Genomic DNA, 23,751 nt, shown 5'->3' with positions numbered 1-23,751 from the left:
GAAGAAATTATTTAGACCAATTATCAAAAAGTTCATTGATGACTTTATTCTCGATAAAAATCATCTGCTACCACAGAGAATCTATAAATAATAGTGCGTAAGTCCTATCTGATTTTTTTTATCGTCTATATGCACTGTTTTTGTCTGTATCTAATTCGGTTCCTGAAGCAGAAATTTCAGCGTTTGGAGCGGGGATTTATCGGGGTGACTGCTTTATTCAGTGTATTCATCATAGCCAGTTCTTTAGATCATTTAGAAGCAGTGCTCAGTGTTGCTTTTGTCTGCTATGTGCTGCTTTATATTAGTTGTGTCATCTATGTTAGCTACTGGGCAATTAAAACTCGAAATGGCGAATATCTGTTTCTGATGCTTTGTCTGTGGGGAATTTTGCTGTGTGTCATTATAGATCTGATCATTCTGGGTCAAACGGCGGTTAGTGAATTCTCACCTTTATCACCTTATACATCACCGATTATTATCCTGTTTGTCGTGCTAATTATGGGGACACGACTGAATCGTAATATTAAAAAAATCGAAAAATTTAATACGCAGCTGGAATCCAAAGTACGGCAAGTCAGTGCAGATCTAAATAAAAGCCTGAGTGATCAGCATAAGCTGGAACTGGATAATGTGCGTTTGCAGGAACGGATTAATCTGTCACATGAACTGCATGATGGACTAGGTGGCTCGATTGTGCGTTCCATGATTCTGGTGGATCAAAGTACCGAAAACATTTCCAATCGACAGTTTTTATCTATGCTGAAGCTGCTTAGGGATGACCTGCGTCAAATCATCGATAGCGGTTCTTCTATTGACAATAAAGTGCCTGAAACGCCAGTGATCTGGATTGCGCCAGTACGTTACCGATTTACTCAATTGCTGGAAGAAATGGATATCGCCGTAGAATGGTCATTTCCTAAAGTCTGGCAGCGTGAACCTACGGCTTTACAATGTCTGACCCTGATCCGTGTGGTAGAAGAAAGCTTGACCAATATTATCAAGCATAGTCAGGCCACAAAAGTGAGTGTGAGTATGGAATATACACAACCACATCAACTGACTTTAAAAATTCAGGACGATGGTATCGGTTTTAATCCGGAGATGGTGCAGAAAAATGGCATGAGCATTGGTATGCGCAGTATGAAAATGCGTATTGAACGCATGGGTGGAATGCTGGATATTCAGTCTGCGAAAGGCGATACTTGCGTACACGTGGTGATGGAACTCTATCAGCCTTAATCATCTCAAAATTATACATACATAAAAAAGAAGGATCATATGATCCTCTTTTTTTATAGACTTAAAATGACCGAGATATAAAAACTTACTCTTCTTCAGCCGGTGGCACTAGCATCAGTACAGAATCATTCAATAGCTCAGCAACATCCTCCAGTATATCTTCGTCAGCGAAATCTTCATCCAATAAGACACGCGCACCATCAGCAATCTGCTTCAGTTTTGAAGTAAATGATTCAGAAATACAGATTCCCTCACCATTGGCCCAGAATAAGGTTTCACCATCTTCTTCTGTATAGAGTAAGCGTGAAGCGGGTTCAAGCATCAGGCTATAGCCCTGATCAAGTGCTTCTTCCAGATCACCTGTACCAATTTCTTCAGCTTCCGGAATATTCTCTTCATATTTTGGTTCTGACATCAGGCTCATGATGGCATCTTCAAGCACATTGGAGTTATGCAACTGCTCCATGATTTTGCCTTTCAGATATTCAAGTTCATTGCCTGTGACTTCACCCGCAGCACTGATATGATCGCGAATGATGTCAGTCAATGGATTGCGTAAGACTTCATTTTCCGAAAATTTATCGCCTACACGGTCCATCATGTCACTGACATTTGGCATACGGAAACCAAAAGAGAAAGTCAGACAGTCATCTTCTGCTACGCCGTAATGAGACAGACCGGGTGGAATATACAGCAAATCACCGGGTGCAAGAACTTCATCAAAATGCACATCCATTTCTGGCAATAATTTTAATGGCTGCCCCGGTACAAGTTCGGTCTCGGCATCACACATTTGCCCCAGTTGCCAGCGGCGATGACCATAGCCTTGAACCAGAAAAACATCATAAAAGTCGAAATGTTGACCGACTGAACCGCCTTGAGGTGCATAAGACACCATGATGTCATCACGACGCCATTGAGGGATAAAGGCAAACTTTTTCCAGAGTTCAGACAGGTCGAAAGAATAGTGATCCACAGCCTGAACCAGTAAAGTCCAAAGCTTAGGCATCTTCTGGAAGTCAGCTTTTAATAAAGGAGATGTCTTGACCGACCACTGATTTGGATCACGATCTTTCTGCTTGATCAGACGTGCAGTGACATTTTCTTCAAGTGCTAGCTCCATCACATCATCAGGCTCTAGCAGGCCTGCGATTTCAGGCATGGCATTACGTACCAGCAGCGGTTTTTTTTGCCAGTATTCGGCAAGGAATTGTTCAGCGGTAATACCGCCTAAAACGTCTAGAGGTAGGGACATAAATAAAGCCTAAAATAAAGGAGATTAAGGAACTAAAATCTTTAGCTCACGCAGAATATTGCATAGCTGAATCATCGGCATACCCATCAGGGTAGTTTGATCCTGACCGATCATGGTTTCAAACAGACTGATCCCAAGGCTTTCACATTTAAAACTACCGGCACAATGCAGCGGCTGTTCGATCTCTACATAACGCTCAATTTCCGCTTGAGACAGTTTGCGGAATTTGACTTTATAATGTTCTACCAGCGTACGTTCAAAACCGGTAGATTTCTGCTGAACGCTAAGAGCCGTACTGAAATACACAATCTTGTCCGAATTGGCCTGCAGCTGGCGAATGGCCTTTTCTATTGTTAAAGGCTTACCCATAAAGATATCTGGTGCGCCTTCACGCCAGGCTACCTGATCAGAACCAATTACAATCGCATCAGGATGTAGCTCAGCGATATGACGAGCTTTTTCAAAAGCCAGGCGTTTGGCTAATTCATCCGCATGATTTTCACCTTGGGGTGATTCATCTATGTCCGGGACGACCGATACGTAATCAAGACGTAGACGGTTCATCAGTTCTTTACGGGTCTGGCTTGAAGAAGCCAAGATGATTTTTGCGGTATTCATTAGACAGCGTATTCTTCTAAAATATGGAGAGGAACGTAAGCAAGGACAGCTTTGTGACAGGCTTGCAGCTTGATCGGTGGCGCTTGTCCAGCTTCATAAGCTTCTACCCAGCGTGTAACGCAGATACACCAGAAATCACCAGGTTGCAGTCCAGGAAATCCCAGTTCTGGTAATGGTGTAATCAGGTCATTGCCCACTTTCTGGGAAAAATTCAGAAATTCAGAGGTCATCTGTGCACAGACAGTGTGCTGTCCCAGATCGGTAGGTGCGGTATGGCAAAAGCCATTACGGAAATACCCAGTAATGGGATCAAAACAACAGCTTGCCAAAGGCTCGCCCAGAACATTGAGACGGTTAAGATTAGGATCAGGATGTATCGACATAGGTACTGAATCTGGAAGAAGCTTTTTTCTATCATAACAAAACTTTGGCATTCATAATGTTTTCTGCAAAAGATGCTAACCTTTTTCTGCATAATCATTTAAAATCGCCTCGTTTTTAATATCTATAAAGAGAGCTCTACAATGAACTTTCAGCGTATGACTGACCTTGACCTGACGGGTAAACGTGTTCTGATCCGTGAAGATTTAAATGTACCGGTTAAAAATGGTGTAATCACTAGCGATGCGCGTCTACGTGCTGCATTACCAACAATTAAAGCTGCAGTAGAAAAGGGCGCGGCTGTCATGGTGTATTCTCACCTTGGTCGTCCAGTTGAAGGTGAGCCGAAGGCTGAACAGTCTCTTGCACCTGTAGCAGCTTATCTGACTGAAGCATTGGGTCAGGAAGTAAAACTTTTCACAGACTATCTAAATGGTGTTGAAGTTCAGCCGGGTCAAGTAGTTTTACTGGAAAATTGCCGTTTCAACATAGGTGAAAAGAAAAATAATCCTGAACTTGCAGCAAAATATGCAGCCCTTTGTGACGTATTCGTGATGGATGCGTTCGGTACTGCACACCGTGCAGAAGCATCAACTGAAGGTGTCGCTCGTTTAGCTAAATTAGCAGCAGCAGGTCCTTTATTGGCGGCTGAACTGGATGCATTAGGTCGTGCATTGAAAACACCTGAAAAACCAATGGTTGCGATCGTTGCTGGTTCCAAGGTTTCAACTAAATTAGACGTATTGACTTCACTTTCTGATATCTGTGATCAATTGATCGTAGGTGGTGGTATCGCGAATACTTTCCTTGCAGCTGCTGGCTACAATGTAGGTAAATCACTGTGTGAAAGTGATTTGATCGACACAGCGAAAGCAATTGCAGCAAAAGTTTCTGTTCCGCTTCCAACGGACGTTGTGGTTGCTGATGCATCTGAAATCAACTTTGATGACTTCCTAGGTTCATTGGCTGCTGCTAAAGCGGTTGTGAAAAAAGTTGAAGATGTTGCTGACAACGATATGATCCTTGATGTAGGTCCAGAAACTGCAAAAGCATTTGCTGAAATTTTGAAAACGTCTAAAACGATTCTTTGGAATGGTCCAGTGGGCGTATTTGAAGTCGATCAATTCGGTGAAGGCACGAAAACTCTATCGTTAGCGATTGCTGAATCGGAAGGTTTCTCGATTGCAGGTGGTGGTGACACGCTTGCTGCGATTGATAAATACGACGTTGCTGACAAAATTGGCTATATCTCTACAGGTGGCGGTGCATTCCTTGAATTTGTCGAAGGCAAAACCCTTCCTGCAGTTGCGGTACTCCTAGAACGCGCTTAATTGCATGTTTTAGCCTAAAAAAGCTGGCCAAGTGCCAGCTTTTTTATGTCATTTTTTTGACAGCAGAAACTTACCATTCATGGCTCCGTCATTAAAATGCAATAAATCTGTCATAAGATGCAGACATTAAATCACCAAATGACGAGATTACGTGATGAAAAAACAGTTAACTTTAGCGGCATTATTGGCAGCATCATTGGCACTGACTGCATGTGCGAAACAGGAAAATGCCCCAGCAGCTGAAGCAGAAGCTTCGGCAGCCGTTGCAGATGAGACTGTAACGCCAGAACAGCAAGCAGCGATTGATGCAATTGATCAGCCGGTTCTGGATGAAAAAAATACAGATGTTCCGGCTGAAATTGCCAATGCACCTGCAGATGCCGCAACTGTAGATCAATCTGTATCAGGCGCTTCCGAGCCTATGACACCATAACTCAGACTATGCAAGTAAAAATCCCTGCTTTTGCAGGGATTTTTTATAAAATATTGTATTTTTTGGCTGTATTGCAATAGTTGAACATGTAGAATATGGCCCATTACCTGGGAGGATATTATGGCTCTTATTTCAATGCGCCAGCTCTTGGATCACGCCGGCGAACATGCTTACGGCGTACCAGCGTTTAACGTAAACAACTTAGAACAAATGCGCGCAATCATGCTCGCAGCAGATGCAACGAATTCACCTGTAATCGTGCAGGCATCTGCAGGTGCTCGCAAATATGCAGGTGCACCATTCTTACGTCACCTTATCTTGGCTGCAGTTGAAGAATGGCCACATATTCCAGTGGTAATGCACCAGGATCATGGTACTAGCCCTGACGTATGTCAACGTTCAATCCAGTTAGGCTTTACTTCAGTCATGATGGACGGCTCACTGGGTGAAGATGGTAAAACACCGACTTCATACGAATACAACGTTGATGTGACTCGCCGTACTGTACAAATGGCACACGCATGTGGCGTTTCAGTAGAAGGTGAAATCGGCTGTCTGGGTAGCCTTGAAACAGGTATGGCAGGCGAAGAAGATGGCGTAGGTGCTGAAGGCGTACTTGACCATTCTCAACTGCTAACTTCAGTTGAAGAAGCTCGTCAATTCGTTGCGGATACCAATGTTGACGCATTAGCTATTGCAGTAGGTACTTCACACGGTGCGTACAAGTTTACTCGTCCACCTACAGGCGATATTCTTGCAATTGACCGCATTAAAGAAATTCATGAAGCACTGCCAAATACTCACCTTGTAATGCACGGTTCAAGCTCTGTGCCACAAGAATGGCTGGCTGTGATTAATCAGTATGGCGGCGACATCAAAGAAACTTATGGTGTTCCTGTTGAGCAACTGGTTGAAGCGATCAAACACGGTGTTCGTAAAATCAACATCGATACTGACTTGCGTCTGGCATCAACTGGTGCAATGCGCCGTATGATGGCTGAAAAACCAAGTGAATTCGATCCACGTAAATTCTTCAGCGCAACTGTAGATGCAATGAAGCAAATCTGTATCGACCGTTATGAAGCATTTGGTACTGCAGGTAATGCAGACAAGATTCGCCCAATCTCTTTAGAGAAAATGGTTGAGCGTTATAAATAATTCCTTGTGAATAATTTATAAGAAGAGCCCACAGCGAATGTGGGCTTTTTTATATTTAAATAAAGATGAAGAATAAGAGCAGCATATGGAACTGATTTTTATTGCAGCATTATGTAGTGTTGCAGTCTCAATACTCTTAAAAATTGCTAAAAATAGAGGCTTGAGCCCCATCCACATGATTAGCTGGAATTATGTTACAGCCAGCGTATTGTGTTTTTTCTGGTTCAAGCCAGACATCCAGCATATTTCCATGAGTCAGACTCCATGGCTACTGATTCTGGCGCTTGGCGTTTTATTGCCGAGCGTATTTCTATTTCTGGCCAAGTCATTACAGACAGCAGGAATCTTAAAAACTGAAATTGCCCAGCGATTATCGGTTGTACTATCACTGGCCGCTGCTTATTTCATTTTTCAGGAACAATTTAACCAGCTCAAGATGCTGGGTATTGTCTTAGGCATAAGTTCCGTACTGTGCATTCTATTCTCACACCGTCAGGCATCAGAAAGCTCCAGGCAGGGAATGTTTTTTCTGGGTCTGGTGTGGTTTGGTTATGCACTGATTGATGTCTTGTTGAAATATACCACCAGCCTTGGTCTACAATTTGCTGTGGCACTGAACTTGATGTTTATCTGCGCCATGATTCTGTCGATGATCTATCTGCTGCTGCAATATCGTCATCTGGGTTCTGGCAAGGATATTGGTTTTGGTCTGTTATTGGGTGCGTTGAACTTTGCCAATATTGCTTTTTACGTCAAAGCACACATGATACTCAAAGATACGCCAGCGATTGTATTTGCGGGCATGAATATTCTGGTGGTGATTTTTGGTGTGATTGCAGGATTGCTCATCTTTAAAGAACGACTCAAACCTGCAAGTGTGATCGGGTTGATTCTAGGTGTGATTAGTGTTGTTTGCCTAGCATATGCAATGTCTGTTTAACATAGGAAGATGCAAATTCAAGCGGATAACGTAACAGGTCTTCTTTTTCAGCCCGTCCAAGCAATAAGCCTGCCTGTTTGCAGTCTGGACAATGCGGATAACGATGCTGGGCATTAGCATAGTGATGTAAATAGATCTTATCGCAGTGTTTGCATTCGAATTTTAAAGAGCTGGATGGTAAAACAGACATGGGTACCTCTAATTGTTATTCTAGTTGGATGTTTGGAGAATAAAGCAAAAATTAGGCCCAAATTGACAAGAAAAGGGGCACTAGACCCCTTTTATAACATAAAATGCTTACAGTTTGGTGAAAATATCTTCGGCTTGCAGACGAGATTTAGGCAATTTGGCATTGAAATCGTTTTCACTGCGATAACCTAAAGTAAGCAGTACTGATGGAATTAGGCCTTGTTCAGCTAACTGTAATTCCTCACTCAGAATGTCTTCATCAAAACCACCGATCGGTGTGGCATCAATACCTTCACTTCCTGCAGCCAGTAAGATCTGTCCCAATGCAATAAAGGTCTGGTTTTCTGCCCAGCGCTGAATATCGCCTTTTTCATTACGATAATAATGTACATAGCCGGTACGGGTATTCTTTTGACCTTCTTTGGCGCTCTCATCTTTAAAACGACCACTGAGATCATCACGATTTAACAGGTTGTTTAGATGTAACTCGTCAATATCGGCTTTGGTACAAAATAAAATGGTATGTGAAGAATCCAGCACTTTGGGTGCATTGTAGGCATAAGTTCCAACTAGTGCTTTGGCAATACGCTGTTTAGCGGCATCATTGTCGGCAATAAAAAAATGCCAGGGCTGGATATTAATCGAAGATGGCGTCAGGCGTAAGATTTCTAATAAACGTTCAAATTGTTCTGCTGGAACCTTCTTGTTAGGGTCATAAGCTTTAGTGGTATAACGGGTTTGAGCGATCTTGAGTAAATCCATTGATGGACTCCAATCTTTTGATAAGGCGTTTAGAAATATGCTTTAGGCATCTAGATTTTTCTGATCAAAAGATTATTACAATAAAAATATCATCGGCAAAGTCTATATTTATATAATCTTGAGTGAAATTTTATGAAAAACTAAGAGTTAAATCAGATAAAAAACAAGCTTTTGTATATTGGCAGTTTCTGGTAACAGGAGTTTAATAAGAACTTCAGGCAATAGCATGCAAGATAGGTGGGCCGATGCAATATACCAATTACTTTAAACGTAAATTAAAGACGCAGCAGCAAATTGGCTTGTGGGTCGGACTGGCTGACGCGTATGGAACAGAAATTGCGGCAAATGCGGGCTATGACTGGCTCTTGATTGATGGCGAGCATGCCCCAAGCGACTTGAGAACAACGCTCTCTCAATTACAGAGTATCGCTGCTTATCCATCTCAAGCTGTAGTACGCCCACCAATCGGCAGTGTACAACTGATCAAGCAGTTACTCGATATTGGCGCACAGACCTTATTGATTCCTATGGTAGAAACTGTGGAGCAGGCCGAATTAATGGTCAAAGCAGTCCGTTATCCACCGGAAGGAATTCGTGGTGTGGGTGCTGCGCTGGCACGTGCGACACGCTGGAATAGTATCCCGAATTATTATCAGACTGCTCATGAAAATATCTGTTTGTTAATTCAGATTGAATCGGTGACAGGTCTGGAAAATCTGGATGAAATCCTCAAGATTGAGGGGACTGATGGTGTATTTATTGGGGCGGTAGATCTTTCAGCGACTATGGGTTATCAGGGGAATCCGAACCATCCTGAAGTACAAAAAGCAGTAGTAGACGCTATTCAGCGGATTCGTGCATCTGGTAAGGCTGCTGGGATTTTATCGACGCAGCATGAAGCTACCCAGAAATATCTGGCGCTTGGAACTGAGTTCGTTGCAGTAGGGGTTGATACCAGTGTTCTGATGAACTCGCTTCGTGAACTTTTGGCGAAATATAAACCTGATGCTGAAGTCATCAAGTCAGAAGGCGGTTATTGATTATAAAAATATCAGAGAGTCGTAAATTGTGGTTTCTCAATATTGATTACTTACATAGAAGATATTTTATAAAAGCTCTGATTTGTCAGAGCTTTTTTATTTACTTTAGCTATAGTAGTTTAAAAAATAAGATGGGTGGGATGATAAAATGAAACCAGAAGAAATTGAAATATTTTTGAGCAGCAAAAACAGATCCATGAGCAAAAAAAGTAACAACGTTATCGTTTAGGGCAACGTATCTTATTCGTTTTCATGGTGATTTATACTTTGTCTACTGGATATCTGACAGTTGTAAACTTTCTTGATTCAGGTGATTTGATCTCTGGCTTTAGTATCATGATGTTGATCGGTTTGTTTTATATGTTGAAATACTTCTTTACTGGACATTCAGATAGGCGAAAAAGCATCTGAAAAATACTACTCTTGACATATGTCATTACAATGTAATTTTGCTATTTGGTCAAAAAAGAGTTATAAGATAATTACTTTAAAGCGAATACTGTTTTCGCTGGTTTATTTTTAGCTGATTGTGATACACGAAAGACAGGTTTTCCTGTTAAAAAAACTCTAGCAAACCCAGAAATAAGATTTATTTTTAGTCTATAGCTCTCCTTGTTTAATCACAAAAAGCTCATATTATGAGTGAATATTTTGAAAAATTTAAATACGTGGTCTATCGCGACCGCCATTAATGGTTGTGAAATTCAAGTCAAAGTTGTACCAATGCAACGTCAGCAAAATACCATCAATGGTATGATTATGGTCAATGTGGGCAAGATGATTGAACTTGAAAATGGTGAACAATATCCATTTAATCTGGATGGTAAAAGTTTCTATACTGGTTTTAACCAGTTATACCGTTTAAGTTAAATAAAATATAAAAAGCAACTGCTCGCAGTTGCTTTTTTTATGGGTAATACCAGATTTTTAGCTGAATGTTATGAATATCAATATCCGAGCTGCCCAGCTCTAAAATCTCAGCATAATCAGCTTTCCAATCTCCTAAAACAATTCTTTTTTTACCATTTACATCATGGATTGCAGCGCGGTGAGTATGTCCATGAATCAGCACATCTGCTTCTTTGAGTGCTGCTTCTACCGCAGATGGGTTTACATCCATAACCTCATAGCTTTTCAATTGCTGTGCTTCATGGCTTTTCTTGCGGAAACCGTTGGCGAGTCTGGCTCGAAAGCTAAGAGGCATTTTTCTTAAAAAACCTAACATCCAGGGATGACGGATGATTTTTCTGAAACGCTGATAGGACACATCATCGGTACAGAGTGCATCGCCATGTTCGATCCGGTATCGGATCGAACCGATATTTAAACTGGTCATTTCAGGTAAAAGCTGTCCGGAAAATTGATCCAGAAAATCTTGGCCTAAGGCAAAGTCACGGTTACCGATGAGAAAATAGATCTGATTGCCGGCCTGGTTAAACTGTTTTAAAGCACTGACGATTTCATCCAGCCAGGGAGCAGTGTAGTCGTCTCCAATCCAGGCATTGAACCAGTCGCCCAAAATATACAGTTGGGTATTTTTATGCTGATAAGCTGCCAATAAATCTAAAAACCCCCGAACGAGTCGAGGGTGATCAGGTGACAAATGTAAATCTGAGATAAACAGATAGGTCACGAATCTTTTCCTTATTTTTTAATCCCTCCCGACCTCCCTTTCTTGCGTTTCGTTTTAAAAGCAGTGCTTTAAAACTTACTCAGGAAGGAGAAAAACCATCTTTAAAAATGGTGGTTCCCTCCTTTATTAAAGGAGGATTAGGGAGGATTTAAAATTACTCAGAAATGATTTTTGCAGATTCGATCACAACGTTCTCTAGAGGAACGTCAGCGTGGTAGCCACGGTTGCCAGTGCGAACACCTTTGATTGCATCAACAACATCCATGCCTTCAACTACTTTACCAAATACGGCATAACCCCAACCTTGTGCAGTTTTGCCAGTATGGTTAAGGAAAGAGTTGTTTTTCACGTTAATGAAGAACTGAGCAGAAGCAGAGTGAGGTGCTTGAGTACGTGCCATTGCAATGGTGCCTACATCGTTGCTTAAACCGTTGTCAGCTTCGTTTTCAATCGCATCACGTGTTGCTTTTTCTTTGAAGTTTTCATCCATGCCGCCGCCCTGGATCATGAAACCATCAATAACGCGGTGGAAAATTACGCCGTCATAAAAACCGTCACGTACATATTGCAAGAAGTTAGCTACTGTTTTAGGTGCTTTTTCAGCGTTTAATTCAAGAACAATACGACCTTTATTGGTGTTTAATTCGACTTGAGGAAAACTCATTGTGTAATCTCCTAATCATGGACTAATGCCATGGTTTTTTCTGAATGAAGGAAGCATAAGCAAACTACAATCGACAAGGCAAGCAAAAACATAATTTTCTTTGTTAAAAACATAAAAATCGTATCTTATTTATGCATTGATTTACAAAGTCATTTCTTCTAGATCATGCGTCTTCATAAAGCTTGTCTGACCCTAAGAGCATGCACTGATCTGCTGGCTCAGTCAAAAGCGGATATTTTACGATTTGGTAAGCTATTGTATTTTCCAATTTGAAAATGAACGAATTGAAATCAAATACCTAAGTTAACGGTTGAGAGATCATTCACCTATAGTTAAACTAAAGAACCTTTATTTAGTGAATACAGTTAGACCGCGTGAGCTACTGCATATTCATTAATCCCTTTTTAACTTTAGAAGTGAATGATTAATCATGAAGCCAAATGATGTTGTGACGTCTCTGCCCGACAACCCGACCCAAAATAAGAATGCAGTCGATTCAGCGCAGCAGCAGGAACAACAACCAGGCTTAGACTTTGTACGTCAGGTGATTACTGATGATCTAGCAGCTGGCCGTACCCAGCAAGTGGTCACCCGTTTCCCGCCTGAACCAAATGGTTATTTGCATATTGGTCATGTTAAAGCGATCTGCCTGAATTTCGGTATTGCTGAAGAATTTGGTGGCCTGTGCAACCTGCGTTTTGATGATACCAACCCCGATGCAGAAGAGCAGGAATATGTGGATGGTATTGCCAATGATGTGAAATGGCTGGGCTTCCAGTGGAATGGTGAACCACGCTATGCATCAAGCTATTTTGACCAGTTATATGCATGGGCAATTCAACTGATTGAACAGGGCGATGCCTATGTGGATCTACAAACTCCGGAAGAGATCAAGTTAAACCGCGGTAACTTTGTAGAGCCAGGTAAAAACTCGCCACAACGCGATGCGACGATGGAAGAAAACCTTGAGCGTTTCGAAAAAATGCGTACGGGTGAATATGCTGAAGGCGAAGCGGTATTGCGTGCCAAGATAGATATGAACTCGCCAAATGTGCATATGCGTGATCCGATTCTGTATCGTATTCTGCATTCTGCACATCACCAGACTGGCGATAAATGGAAAATTTATCCAATGTACGACTATGCGCATCCATTATCAGATGCGATTGAAGGCATTACACACTCACTTTGTACACTGGAATTCCAAGATCATCGTCCATTCTATGACTGGGTGGTGGAAAAAGTTAAATCGCCATCTGTGCCACGTCAGTACGAATCTAGCCGCCTGAATGTTGATTACACCATCACTTCTAAACGTAAGCTGCGTAAGCTGGTTGAAGGCGGTTATGTCAATGGGTGGGATGATCCACGTATGCCGACTGTTGTAGGTATGCGCCGTCGCGGTTTCACGCCTGAAGGTCTGCGTGATTTCTGTAAGCGTGTAGGTGTATCTAAAGTCGATGGCAGTATCGTTGATGTAGCAATGCTTGAATATTGCATCCGTCAATCTTTAGAAAATACTGCAGCTCGCGGTATGGCAGTATTGAATCCACTGAAAGTGACTTTAACCAATCTGCCAGCTGATATGGATCTGACTCATTCACGCCATCCAAACGTGGATATGGGCGAACGTATTATTCCGCTCACTTCAGAAATCTATATCGACCGTAAAGACTTTGAGGAAGAGCCACCTAAAGGCTTCAAACGTCTGATTCCGGGCGGTGAAGTGCGTCTTCGTCATGCTTATGTCATCAAATGTGATGAAGTGATTAAAGATGCGAACGGTGAAGTAGTTGAACTGAAGTGCTCAATCGATCCTGAAACTTTAGGTAAAAATCCTGAGGGCCGTAAGGTAAAAGGTGTGGTTCACTGGGTATCTGCATGTAAAGGTGTTCCTGCTGAAGTTCGCATTTACGATCGTCTGTTCACTGAATCTGATCCAGAAACTGGTGATGACTTCCTGGCGAATCTGAATCCTGAATCATTGAAAGTGGTTCAAGCAGTTATTGAGCCTGCACTGGCTCAGGCAAAACCGGAAGATCGTTTCCAATTTGAACGTGAAGGCTATTTTGTAGCGGATCAATATGATCATACAAGCGACAAACCAGTATTCAACCGTATTCTGGATCTGAAAGACAGCTTTAAACCTGGCAAATAATTTAAGCTAAATCTCTAAAAAGCCCAACTCCGGTTGGGCTTTTTCAATCGTGGCAGGGAAGAATGAATGATTGTTCGTGATAAAAGTAATAGCTTTAGTCTACTGTTTGCATGGCATGGCACAATTTTGCCTAAAGTTTTGCCTGCCTTGGGGCTGGTAATTTTTCTTTCAGGCTTGCTAGTTTATCTGCGTCAGGCGCATTTTTTTAGCTTTCCTGCAGTGCCAGCCATTGGCTTTACCATCTTCGGGGTGATTCTGTCGATCTTTCTCAGCTTTCGTAATACCGCCTGTTATGACCGCTGGTGGGAAGGACGCAAGCTGTGGGGAGCGCTGATTGCTACGACACGTCATTTATGTCGTGATAGTTACGTCCTTGATGATCAGTCACGTGAAATCCTGTTGTATCGAATGATGCTGTTCACTCATTTATTACGTGACCGTTTGAGACAGCAACAGCAAAGTATTCAGCATTACCAGACCCACACTGGTTTTGAAGCTGCTACATATGAACAATTGCCCACGCATATCAATGCATCACAATGGGTACTGGAACAGATCCAGAAAGATTTGGTTCTGCTCTATAAACAGGGCAAAATCACAGATATTATTTATAACAACCTGAATCAGCATACAGTGGCTTTAGGCGATATACAGGCGGGTTGTGACCGGATCCTGTCGACGCCGTTACCATTTTCCTATTCGGTGCTGTTGCATCGTGCTGTTTATTCTTTCTGTTTTATCCTGCCATTTAGTCTGGAAGCCAGTCTTGGTTTATGGACTCCGATTCTAGTCGGCCTGATTGCTTATATGCTGTTAGGGTTAGATGAGCTGAGTGCGGAACTGGAAGAGCCTTTTGGGCTTCAGGATAATGATCTGCCTTTAGACTCTATTGTGAGATTGATCGAACGTGAAACCCTGAGTTCTTTAGGACAAGAACTACCTGAAGCGATTAAAGTCCAAAAAGCTTATTTAACTTAGGTTTAAACTGATTTTATTGAAAGGCTAATCATTAAATAAATCAAATGAAAGTCATCTTATTTTTAAATTATTTTTGAATAGCTATCTTAAAAACTTTAATAGCAAGAAACTAAAACCTTAACGATGTTTTAAATGATTACCAAGATCTGGGCTATTGTTTTTGACCTGCTCATGTAGCTCACGATATTGCTCTAAACGTTGTTTGGCCTTGTCACGAAGCTTTTTCTTGATATAGAGGGCTAGAGCGAAACAGGTAGTCGTCAAGGTCAGGAAAAGGCTATTCATAAAGCTCATCATGGAGCTGATATAACCGATCGTCGTTAGGCGATTCATCATCTGAATGACTTGAGGGCTGCTTTCTACGCCAGTGATTGCCCAAGTACAGAGGTGTTCACAATTATTAATAATCAGGTGATAGTTATTTTCATGCATTCTGGAACGCATACGACGCACGACTTTACGGCCTTTATATTTTGCTGAGGCATAATACTGGATCTGAATCAGTTTGCCGTTGCTGAATTTCTCAATTGAGGTGATTTCAATTGGATGCTTCTTAAATAAATGTGCAAAACCGGAATAGTGGATGACACGACCACGCCCGGCATAAATCCCGTGATGAGTATAACCGAAATGTTTAACCATAAGATGCGCACCTATGGGAAACCGTTTAGTTCGCTGCATGTAAAGATTAAGCCATTTAATAACAAGTGTATTTTAAACAGCAAGTGTACTGTTTTTTTGTGAATTAATCGATGTTTTAGGGCTTAATTCTATCCAGAATTCGTTGTCTAGACAGTCATCTTTAAATTTCTCGAACCTTATAAATGTTGTATGTGAACTGATTAAGGCAAATCTAAAATTATAATGTCTAAATAGCCTAAGCAAATATGAAAAGTCATTTATCTGCATATTTGAAAAGAAGTAAAGATATAGACACATAGACACTTAGGTTTAGATATAAGGAGTAGGTTCCATTTGATTGAAAGCAAAGAGGGGTAGGCAAAAATCCAAATGATAGATATAAAAAAAGCATTTGCGTATGCAAATGCTTTTTATCAAGACCTAAGCTGCTTATTGCAGCGGCAGGTGCTGAAGTTCATTGAGTTCTTTACGGCTGTAACCGCGAGAAGCTAGAACTTTTTTGATTCCGATAATGATATCTTCATCAGTTGCTTTAGACAGTGCTTCAAGGAGCTGTTCATTTGTCTTGCAAGAGCAATCATTTTCAACACAAGCAATCTGGTTCTTGTGTTCATTTTGTTGTTCATCTGAAAACAACTTCTGCCAGAAACTCATAGAGCCTTCATACACAACCTAACATAGAGTGAAATATATCCAATTTAATAAATAAAGCAATAGGCCCTATGTGATAAAAGCAGCAGTCAGTATTTTAAATTTTCGATTGTAGAAGAGATTTTGAACGATATTATTTGATTGAAACAAGATAATTCATGGATAAGTTACTAATTTTATGTATAAAAAATGGAGCTAACAAAAGCTCCATTTATGTAACAAAAAAATAAATTGAAACAATATTTTTAGCGTTTTTCCAGCAGTACTCCGGACTCTACATGATGGGTATAAGGGAACTGATCGAATAGGGCAAACTTGGTAATTTTATGGGTTTGGGATAGTTGTTTCAGATTGTCATGTAATGTGTCCGGATTGCAAGAAATGTAGATGATTCGTTCAAAGCGCTGTAGCAGTTTCAGTGTTTCATCATTGATCCCTGCACGTGGGGGATCGACGAATACCGTATCGAAGTCATAAGTTGACAGGTCAATATTGGCTTCTTGTAGACGGCGGAAAGTACGATCACCATTAAACGCTTGTGTAAATTCTTCCGCAGATAGACGTGCTACCTGAATATTGTCGATACCGTTCTGCTCGATATTCCATTCAGCCGCATACACAGATGACTTGGCCAACTCAGTTGCCAATGCACGACGGAAACGGGTAGACAATGGCAGGGTAAAGTTACCATTGCCACAGTAAAGCTCTAACAGGTCTTTATCAGACTGCTGCGCGGCATTACATGCCCATTCCAGCATTTTCTGGCAGACTTGTGCATTCGGCTGGGTGAAGCTACTTTCGATCTGTTTGTACTGATATTTGCGGTCAAATACACTGAGTTCCTCTACGACAAACTCATCGCTCAAGACAAATTTCTGGCCACGGCTACGACCAATCAGCTTGATCTTTAATTTTTCAGCTAGTGCTTTAGCTGCAGGTTCCCAGCTTTCATCCAGCTTGCGGTGATAGATCAGGGAAACCAGTACTTCACCTTTGAGTGTTGCCAGGAAATGCACTTCAAATAGGCGGTGACCCAGAGTTGCATCGGCTTTGAAGGCTTCTAGTAATTGCGGCATTAAGTCATTAATACTGCGGTCAGCCACAGGGAATTCATTAATACGGATCACTTTCTTATTATTGTTCTCATCACGCTCAAACATGGCATAGAACAGGTCATCTTCAGTATGCCAGATCCGGAATTCAGCACGCATGCGATAGTACTGTTCAGGCGACTCAAATACTTCAAGGGCAGGTGGTTGATATTCGGCAAATTGCGCGCTAATGCGTTCAACTTTGGCATCCAGTTGTTGCTGATAAGATGAGGTCATATGCAGTAAAAAATCGCAAATATTTTGAAAGCCAAGATGGTAGCAAAAATTTGCTGTTCTGCCTAAGACTATTCAGGGAAACAGGCTGGAAAAGCAGTTAAAAAAAGGCCAAATCTTCAAAGGGGAGAGATTTGGCCATAAGAGGAAAGGGATTAAAATAATCTCAGTACTAAAGCTTTTTACAGACCTGACATGGTCATGAGACTGGCATTACCACCTGCAGCTGCGGTATTGATACTGATTGCACGTTCAATCACGAAACGCTCCACTGGAATCTCATAATTTCCTGAGCTTAAATGCGTGATACCTACAATAGCTCCTTGTCGTCTTGCAATACGTTGCTGCAAATCCATCAATGCAGAGGTCTCGCCATGATGCAGTACAGCTTCAAAATCACCTGATTCAATATCCTTGATAACTTTAATAGCTTTCACCACACTCGCGGGCATGCTTTGCAGATACTTGAGTATAAAAGTATTGTCTGCGAGTACGGCCGGGCGGCTACCAACCGATAAGATCGCCAAGATTTGCTGAATCTGATCCATATCATTTTCTGCTAGAGAGAGCACACTCTCACGCGGCAGGATCATGTACTGGTTTTCCTCACCCGTTGGACCTTGCAGGCTAAAGCTATGTCCCGTTGCAATCTGAGCAGGAGATTGCAAAGAAACCCGTGGAAAAGTCTTGCTTACCCAATCCTTAAAATCTTGCGACACCGAATTTTTAAGTAGTGCCTGAGCAGACTGCATCGCATAAGGCTGAGCCAGTTTCTTCTCAGACACCTGATGCATTAAACGGTAGATATAAAGTGGACCACCGGCTTTCGGACCAGTCCCAGACAGACCTTCACCACCAAAGGGCTGTACACCCACCACAGCACCGACAATATTGCGGTTGATATACAAGTTCCCGACATGTGCTTTTGAAATTACAGTCTGCATGGTTTCATCGATCCGGGTATGTAGGCCCATAGTCAGGCCATATCCTTTGCTGTTGATCTGATCTAGTAGTTGTGGCAGCTCGCCGGCTTTATAGCTAATCAGATGTAGTACTGGACCAAAGATTTCACGCTCAAGATCATTTAAATTCGGCAGTTCAATCAAGGTCGGTGGAATAAAAGTCCCTTGAGCCAGATCAGAAGCATCTTGATTAAACATCAGCTGATGAACTTGATGACCTTTACTACGCATTTGATCAATATGTTTTTGGATGTTCAGCCGTGCTTCGGCATCAATCACTGGACCAATATCAGTTTTGAGTAGAACCGGATTGCCGACTCGCAATTGCTGCATTGCACCTTTTAGCATCTTACGTACAGTATCCAGATTGTCTTCCTGTACACAGAGCACACGCAGGGCAGAACAGCGCTGACCGGCACTATCAAAGGCTGAGTTAACTACATCCAGTACAACCTGTTCGGTAAGTGCTGATGAATCTACAATCATGGCATTCTGACCGCCAGTTTCGGCAATCAGCGTTACGCTTTCGCCAAACTGATTCAGTCGTTCTGCTACGGTCTTCTGTAGAATTTTCGCTACTTCAGTGGAACCGGTAAACATGATGCCTTGGATACGGGAATCTTGGCTGAGCTGAGCACCAATGGTTTCACCACGACCCGGCAATAGCTGAAGGACATCCTGCGGAATACCTGCTTCCCAGAGAATTTGCACGGCTTGCGCGGCAATTAACGGGGTTTGTTCAGCTGGTTTGGCGATGACTGTATTACCAGCAACCAATGCCGCCGAAATCTGTCCGGTAAAGATCGCTAACGGGAAGTTCCAAGGACTAATGCAGAGTACAGTTCCTAAAGGCTGAATATGTACATCATTAGACAGGTCCAGCATCTGGCCAGCATAGTAGCGTAGGAAGTCAATCGCTTCACGGACTTCCGCAATCGCATTTGCATAAGTTTTACCGGCTTCACGAGACAGTAGAACCATCAGTGGTAACAGACGTTCCTGCATCAGGTCAGCGGCTTTATTGAGACAGGCAGCACGTTCATTCTTTGGCAAGTTGCTCCATAAACTTTGTGCATTTACGGCCTGAGTCAGGGCTATTTCAGCCTGTTCAGTGGTGGCTTCATATACGGTGCCGACCACATCTTGATGTTGGGCAGGATTGATAACCTGTATAGCGTTGCTAGTATTTAGTTCTGAAAATGCAGTACCCATCGCCGCAGCCTGGAATTGGCTATTCGCCAAGTCAGTTGCAACTTCATTTAAGGCTTGCAGGTCTGCGTCATTGGCCAGATCCAAACCAGACGAATTTGATCGTAAAGTACCATATAAATCTTTTGGGTAAGGGATTTGCGGATGTTTAGCACCTAAGGCATTTTCCTGTTGAGCTGCTTTTAAAATGGTTTGACGCGGATTCTCAATCAGGTCTTCGACTTTTAAATTCTTGTCAGCAATGCGATTGACGAAAGAGGTATTCGCGCCATTTTCCAGTAGTCGACGCACTAGATAAGCTAACAGGGTTTCATGGTTCCCGACCGGTGCATAGATCCGGCATGGAATACCAAGTTTACCAGCCGCTTTATCACCTACCACATTTTCATATAGCGGTTCACCCATGCCATGCAGACACTGGAATTCATATTGACCAGCATAATAGCGGTCTGGATTAGCGAGCTGATAAATCGTGGCAACAGTCTGCGCATTATGTGTCGCAAATTGTGGGTAAATATAGTCCGGCTCTGCCAGTAGTTTACGTGCGCAGGCAATATAGGATAGGTCAGTATGCACTTTACGGGTAAATACCGGATAATCAGACATACCTTCGATCTGGGCTTTCTTGATCTCGCTATCCCAATACGCACCTTTCACCAGACGAATCATCAGGCGTTTCTGGCTGCGTTTAGCCAGATCAATGATGTAATCCACGACATAGAAGCAGCGTTTCTGGTAGGCCTGAATCACAAAACCAATGCCTTTCCAGTTATTGAGTTCAGGTTCAAAACAAAGACGTTCTAAAAGCTCTAAGGAAATTTCCAGACGCTCAGTTTCTTCGGCATCAATATTCAGGCCGATATTATAGTTTTTCGCCAGAACTGCCAGATTCAGAACTTTGCTATACAGTTCATCATTGACGCGGTCCATTTGCGAGCGCTGATAACGTGGATGCAGTGCAGACAGTTTGATGGAAATACCGGGACCGTTATAAACATCCTTATCTGTTGATGCCTTGCCGATAGCATGAATGGCGTCTTGATAGTCCTGATAATAACGCTCCGCATCTGGATCGGTCAGCGCTGCTTCACCAAGCATGTCATAAGAATATTGGAAACCTTTATCTTCTAGTCGTTCTGCATTTTTCAGGGCTTCATCAATGGTTTCGCCAGTGACAAACTGCTCACCCATCATGCGCATTGCGACGTCCACCGCTTTACGGATGATGCTACGGCCACTACGTGCTAAAAGACCGGTTAATAAACTCGACAAGCTTTTCTGCTGTGGTGTTTCCATCAGTTTGCCGGTCAGCATCAAACCCCAGGCTGCAGCATTCACGAACATCAGTTGGCTTTGGCCGAGATGTTCTTTCCAGTTGCCCTGATTGATCTTGTCGCGGATCAGCAGGTCACGGGTTGCTGTATCTGGAATACGCAGTAAGGCTTCTGCCAGACACATCAAGGCAATCCCTTCCTGAGAAGAGAGCGAAAATTCCTGAAGCAATCCTTGTACGATACCGGCTTTACCACCAGAGCCTTTACGCTCGCGTAGGGAATGTGCCAGATCAAACGCCAGGCACTGAATTTTATCTGTCAGTTCTGAAGAAATTTCACTATGTTCCAGCAGCGTTTCCATGCACTCGGACTCGGCACGTCGCCATGCGGTATTGATGCGCTGTTCATATTGGTTTTTATCCTTAAATTCAGCAATGTAATTCGATTGCTTCACTGCATTCGAGTGCGAATTCGGGCGTATTGTGGTGGACATAGTGACTTCCTGTACTGCGTCAATCGGTTCTTTGAGTTGAATGAGTTTTAATCTATAATCCCAAAATAATTGACAAATATCTCACTATAGTTTGTATCATTTTTAGAGAATAATTCTAATGAATAGCCCATATTTAAGCCTTGACCGAATAGATATTCGCATCCTTGATTTGCTGCAGTCTGAATCGAAAATTTCCAATATTAAACTGGCAGAGATGGTGAATCTTTCACCAACTGCGGTACTGGCGCGTGTGCAAAAACTGACTAAGGAGGGATTTATTCTCGGTTATGAAGCGCGACTTAATCCAATTATGCTGAATAACGGTTTTGTGGTCTTTGTCGAAATTCTGCTGGATAAAACCACACCGAATGTGTTGGAAGAATTTTCCGAGGCGGTACAGCATATTCCCGATATCGTGGAATGTCATATGATTAGTGGCGGTTTTGATTTTGTGGTGAAAATCCGCTGTGCCAATATGGATGAATTCCGAAAAATCTCCGGTGATATTTTGTGGCAATTACCGGGGGTAAAAGAAACCCGTAGTTATCCAGTAATGGAAGTGATCAAGGAAACCCAGCAGATCAAGCTGAAAATGCCGGCTAAAGCTAAGGTATAAATTCAGACAAAACAAAAGGGACACGAAGTCCCTTTTTAATTTGAAATAGAAAGATTATTTATTCATTTCAGCCATTTCTTTCTGATATTCGGCTTTTGCCAGTTCAAAACGATTAACGACATCGTGACTTGGCGCTTTATCCAATAGGCTCACAATCACGATACTTAGCGCTGCCAGAATAAAGCCCGGGATGATCTCGTACAGACTAGTATCACCCATATAATTTTTCCAGGCAATTACAGTCACGGCGCCCATCACCATTCCGACAATCGCGCCGTTGAGGGTCATACGTTTCCAGAACAGTGAGAAAATGATCAAAGGACCAAAGGCAGCGCCAAAGCCAGCCCAGGCATAAGCCACCAGACCCAGAACTTTACTGTTTGGATTGATGGCCAATGAAATTGCAATCAAGGCAATCACAATCACCATGCCACGACCGACCCAGATCAGTTCTTTTTGTGAAGCATTTTTACGCAGGAAGCCTTTGTATAAATCTTCAGTCAGGGTGGTCGAGCAAACCAGTAACTGACAGCTCAATGTACTCATAATCGCAGCCAGAATTGCCGCTAATATGATGCCTGCAATCCAAGGGTTAAACAGGATTTTGGTCAATTCCATAAACACGGTTTCAGGATTCTGGTTGACGATTGCAGCAGCAGGAAGGTCAGGATTTGCTGCAAAATAAGCAATCCCGATATAGCCCGCCGACATTGCACCCACCAGACACAGAATCATCCAGGTCATGCCGATCCGGCGTGCAGTAGGAATAGTTTTGACCGAATCTGCCGCCATAAAGCGCACCAGAATATGTGGCTGACCAAAATAGCCTAAGCCCCAAGCCAAGCTAGAAATAATCGCGACAAAACTTAGGCCTTCCAGCATATTGGATGCATGTGGACGGGCAGTTTCCAGTAGGGTGCCCACCTGTTGAGCGTTATCACCCAATGCCAGATAGGTAATGATGGGTGTAATAAGCAACGCAAAGATCATTAAGCCAGCCTGAAAGGTATCGGTCCAACTGATTGCCAGGAAGCCGCCAATACACACATACAGAATCGTGGCCACTGCACCGAGCCAAAGTGCTGTCGTGTAATCCCAGCCAAACAGGCTTTCGAACAGACGCGCACCTGCGACCATGCCGGAAGCACAGTAAATTGCAAAGAACACCAGAATCACAATGGCTGATAGTAAGCGTAAGATTCGTTTCTTATCCGCAAAACGGCTGGTGAAATAATCAGGCAGGGTCAGAGCATTGTTCTGAAATTCAGTATGGGCACGCAGACGGCCAGCTACCAGTAACCAGTTCAGCCAGGCGCCAATAATCAGGCCAATCGCAATCCAGACTTCTGACAGACCGGAAAAATAGATGGCTCCGGGTAAGCCCATCAGCAGCCAGCCACTCATGTCGGATGCACCTGCGGAAAGCGCAGTCACTACACTGCCCAGACTTCGCCCACCCAGAATATATTCATCAAAATTGGACGTCGCACGATAGGCATATAAACCGATCCCAATCATGGCGACGATATAAAACATAAAAGTAATCAGTGTTGGGTTAAGCGAGCTCATAGGCAGAGTATCCTTAAATTTTGAACATCATCATCCGGGATGATTTTTGAACTGCATTCACAGGGCAGTGATTCAAACATGGTTTAAAAATTACACTCTGTAACAGTTGAGCAGCTTTTGTGTATATTTTATGTAAATTAAGAATTTTCTCGTATAAATGAAGAATTAGTAGAGGGTTATAAAATACAAAGTTACACATGGTTTTGAAGAAAAATAAATAATTTTAATAAA

Annotated in this window: 21 protein-coding genes and 1 pseudogene; 10 read left to right on the top strand and 12 right to left on the bottom strand. The window is 42.5% G+C overall.

The features are described from left to right. Nucleotides 1-108 precede the first annotated feature (108 nt). Nucleotides 109-1,239 (top strand): annotated as a pseudogene (locus B3Q46_RS07025) (ATP-binding protein); the annotation flags it as partial. Nucleotides 1,240-1,324: 85 nt separating this feature from the next. On the opposite strand, the gene B3Q46_RS07020 reads toward B3Q46_RS07025, so the two are convergent. Genes B3Q46_RS07020 through B3Q46_RS07010 form a run of 3 tightly spaced genes read right to left on the bottom strand, consistent with a single transcriptional unit; the run spans nucleotide 1,325 to nucleotide 3,495 of the window. Beyond that, nucleotides 1,325-2,494, bottom strand: a complete 1,170-nt coding sequence (locus tag B3Q46_RS07020; protein ID WP_104426192.1) for a cupin domain-containing protein — start codon at nucleotides 2,492-2,494, stop codon at nucleotides 1,325-1,327. Nucleotides 2,495-2,518: 24 nt separating this feature from the next. Then, nucleotides 2,519-3,112: a Maf family protein gene (locus B3Q46_RS07015; protein ID WP_034702599.1), complete on the bottom strand. Its 594-nt coding sequence runs from the start codon at nucleotides 3,110-3,112 to the stop codon at nucleotides 2,519-2,521. After that, nucleotides 3,112-3,495, bottom strand: a complete 384-nt coding sequence (locus B3Q46_RS07010; RefSeq protein WP_034170328.1) for a DUF2237 family protein — start codon at nucleotides 3,493-3,495, stop codon at nucleotides 3,112-3,114. The genes B3Q46_RS07015 and B3Q46_RS07010 overlap by 1 nt, the downstream gene beginning before the upstream one ends. A gap of 141 nt (nucleotides 3,496-3,636) precedes the next feature. Between B3Q46_RS07010 and B3Q46_RS07005 the strand changes: the two genes are divergently transcribed. The 4 genes from B3Q46_RS07005 (at nucleotide 3,637) to B3Q46_RS06990 (ending at nucleotide 7,355) form a co-directional block, all read left to right on the top strand. Beyond that, on the top strand, nucleotides 3,637-4,824 hold the full coding sequence (locus B3Q46_RS07005) for a phosphoglycerate kinase (protein ID WP_104426191.1): 1,188 nt from the start codon (nucleotides 3,637-3,639) through the stop codon (nucleotides 4,822-4,824). A 154-nt stretch (nucleotides 4,825-4,978) separates the two neighbouring features. Further along, nucleotides 4,979-5,257: a hypothetical protein gene (locus B3Q46_RS07000; RefSeq protein WP_104426190.1), complete on the top strand. Its 279-nt coding sequence runs from the start codon at nucleotides 4,979-4,981 to the stop codon at nucleotides 5,255-5,257. Between the two features lie 120 nt (nucleotides 5,258-5,377). Next, nucleotides 5,378-6,415, top strand: coding sequence for a class II fructose-bisphosphate aldolase (gene fba, locus B3Q46_RS06995; RefSeq protein ID WP_104426189.1), 1,038 nt, complete (start codon nucleotides 5,378-5,380; stop codon nucleotides 6,413-6,415). An 85-nt stretch (nucleotides 6,416-6,500) separates the two neighbouring features. Then, nucleotides 6,501-7,355, top strand: a complete 855-nt coding sequence (locus B3Q46_RS06990) for a DMT family transporter (protein WP_104426188.1) — start codon at nucleotides 6,501-6,503, stop codon at nucleotides 7,353-7,355. Here B3Q46_RS06990 and B3Q46_RS06985 read toward each other — a convergent pair. Both B3Q46_RS06985 and nfsB read right to left on the bottom strand, forming a co-directional pair. Further along, nucleotides 7,318-7,545, bottom strand: a complete 228-nt coding sequence (locus tag B3Q46_RS06985; protein WP_004786112.1) for a hypothetical protein — start codon at nucleotides 7,543-7,545, stop codon at nucleotides 7,318-7,320. The two genes, B3Q46_RS06990 and B3Q46_RS06985, sit on opposite strands and share 38 nt — an antisense overlap. Nucleotides 7,546-7,652: 107 nt before the next feature. Continuing rightward, nucleotides 7,653-8,306 (bottom strand): oxygen-insensitive NAD(P)H nitroreductase, encoded by a 654-nt coding sequence (gene nfsB / locus B3Q46_RS06980; protein WP_104426186.1) that lies wholly within the window; start codon nucleotides 8,304-8,306, stop codon nucleotides 7,653-7,655. A gap of 245 nt (nucleotides 8,307-8,551) precedes the next feature. Here nfsB and hpaI point away from each other — a divergent pair, with 245 nt between their 5' ends. Beyond that, entirely contained in the window at nucleotides 8,552-9,346 is a 795-nt protein-coding gene (hpaI, locus tag B3Q46_RS06975) for a 4-hydroxy-2-oxoheptanedioate aldolase (protein ID WP_104426185.1), read from the top strand. A gap of 651 nt (nucleotides 9,347-9,997) precedes the next feature. After that, nucleotides 9,998-10,216 carry a hypothetical protein gene (locus tag B3Q46_RS06970; RefSeq protein ID WP_004786100.1) on the top strand — a complete coding sequence of 73 codons (219 nt, stop codon included), beginning with the start codon at nucleotides 9,998-10,000 and terminating at the stop codon, nucleotides 10,214-10,216. 37 nt (nucleotides 10,217-10,253) lie between these two features. Here B3Q46_RS06970 and B3Q46_RS06965 read toward each other — a convergent pair whose 3' ends face one another. Both B3Q46_RS06965 and B3Q46_RS06960 read right to left on the bottom strand, forming a co-directional pair. Beyond that, nucleotides 10,254-10,979 carry a UDP-2,3-diacylglucosamine diphosphatase gene (locus tag B3Q46_RS06965; protein ID WP_104426183.1) on the bottom strand — a complete coding sequence of 242 codons (726 nt, stop codon included), beginning with the start codon at nucleotides 10,977-10,979 and terminating at the stop codon, nucleotides 10,254-10,256. 154 nt (nucleotides 10,980-11,133) lie between these two features. Next, complete coding sequence (locus B3Q46_RS06960) at nucleotides 11,134-11,643, bottom strand: peptidylprolyl isomerase (RefSeq protein ID WP_004786097.1); 510 nt, start codon at nucleotides 11,641-11,643, stop codon at nucleotides 11,134-11,136. Nucleotides 11,644-12,073: 430 nt separating this feature from the next. Here B3Q46_RS06960 and B3Q46_RS06955 point away from each other — a divergent pair, with 430 nt between their 5' ends. Further along, nucleotides 12,074-13,801 carry a glutamine--tRNA ligase/YqeY domain fusion protein gene (locus tag B3Q46_RS06955; RefSeq protein ID WP_104426182.1) on the top strand — a complete coding sequence of 576 codons (1,728 nt, stop codon included), beginning with the start codon at nucleotides 12,074-12,076 and terminating at the stop codon, nucleotides 13,799-13,801. Nucleotides 13,802-13,867: 66 nt separating this feature from the next. Further along, entirely contained in the window at nucleotides 13,868-14,779 is a 912-nt protein-coding gene (locus B3Q46_RS06950) for a bestrophin family protein (RefSeq protein WP_104426181.1), read from the top strand. A gap of 117 nt (nucleotides 14,780-14,896) precedes the next feature. Here B3Q46_RS06950 and B3Q46_RS06945 read toward each other — a convergent pair whose 3' ends face one another. The 4 genes from B3Q46_RS06945 to putA form a co-directional block, all read right to left on the bottom strand. After that, complete coding sequence (locus tag B3Q46_RS06945) at nucleotides 14,897-15,460, bottom strand: lecithin retinol acyltransferase family protein (protein WP_104426180.1); 564 nt, start codon at nucleotides 15,458-15,460, stop codon at nucleotides 14,897-14,899. A 390-nt stretch (nucleotides 15,461-15,850) separates the two neighbouring features. After that, the gene (locus tag B3Q46_RS06940; RefSeq protein ID WP_004786091.1) at nucleotides 15,851-16,075 is read right to left on the bottom strand and encodes a hypothetical protein; all 225 of its coding nucleotides are present in this window, start codon (nucleotides 16,073-16,075) and stop codon (nucleotides 15,851-15,853) included. Between the two features lie 242 nt (nucleotides 16,076-16,317). Beyond that, nucleotides 16,318-17,400 carry a tRNA (uridine(54)-C5)-methyltransferase TrmA gene (gene trmA, locus B3Q46_RS06935; RefSeq protein WP_104426179.1) on the bottom strand — a complete coding sequence of 361 codons (1,083 nt, stop codon included), beginning with the start codon at nucleotides 17,398-17,400 and terminating at the stop codon, nucleotides 16,318-16,320. A 179-nt stretch (nucleotides 17,401-17,579) separates the two neighbouring features. Further along, nucleotides 17,580-21,335, bottom strand: a complete 3,756-nt coding sequence (gene putA, locus B3Q46_RS06930; protein WP_104426178.1) for a trifunctional transcriptional regulator/proline dehydrogenase/L-glutamate gamma-semialdehyde dehydrogenase — start codon at nucleotides 21,333-21,335, stop codon at nucleotides 17,580-17,582. A 118-nt stretch (nucleotides 21,336-21,453) separates the two neighbouring features. Here putA and B3Q46_RS06925 point away from each other — a divergent pair, with 118 nt between their 5' ends. After that, entirely contained in the window at nucleotides 21,454-21,951 is a 498-nt protein-coding gene (locus B3Q46_RS06925; RefSeq protein ID WP_004786082.1) for an Lrp/AsnC ligand binding domain-containing protein, read from the top strand. 54 nt (nucleotides 21,952-22,005) lie between these two features. Here the strand turns inward: B3Q46_RS06925 and putP are convergent, their stop codons facing one another. After that, nucleotides 22,006-23,520, bottom strand: a complete 1,515-nt coding sequence (gene putP / locus B3Q46_RS06920; protein WP_104426176.1) for a sodium/proline symporter PutP — start codon at nucleotides 23,518-23,520, stop codon at nucleotides 22,006-22,008. Nucleotides 23,521-23,751 lie beyond the last annotated feature (231 nt).

The sequence above is a fragment of the Acinetobacter sp. UBA2581 genome, from assembly GCF_002339435.1.
Lineage (GTDB): Bacteria > Pseudomonadota > Gammaproteobacteria > Pseudomonadales > Moraxellaceae > Acinetobacter > Acinetobacter variabilis.
Note: the sequence above shows the minus strand (reverse complement) of the source record. Positions and strands in the feature narration are given on the sequence as shown.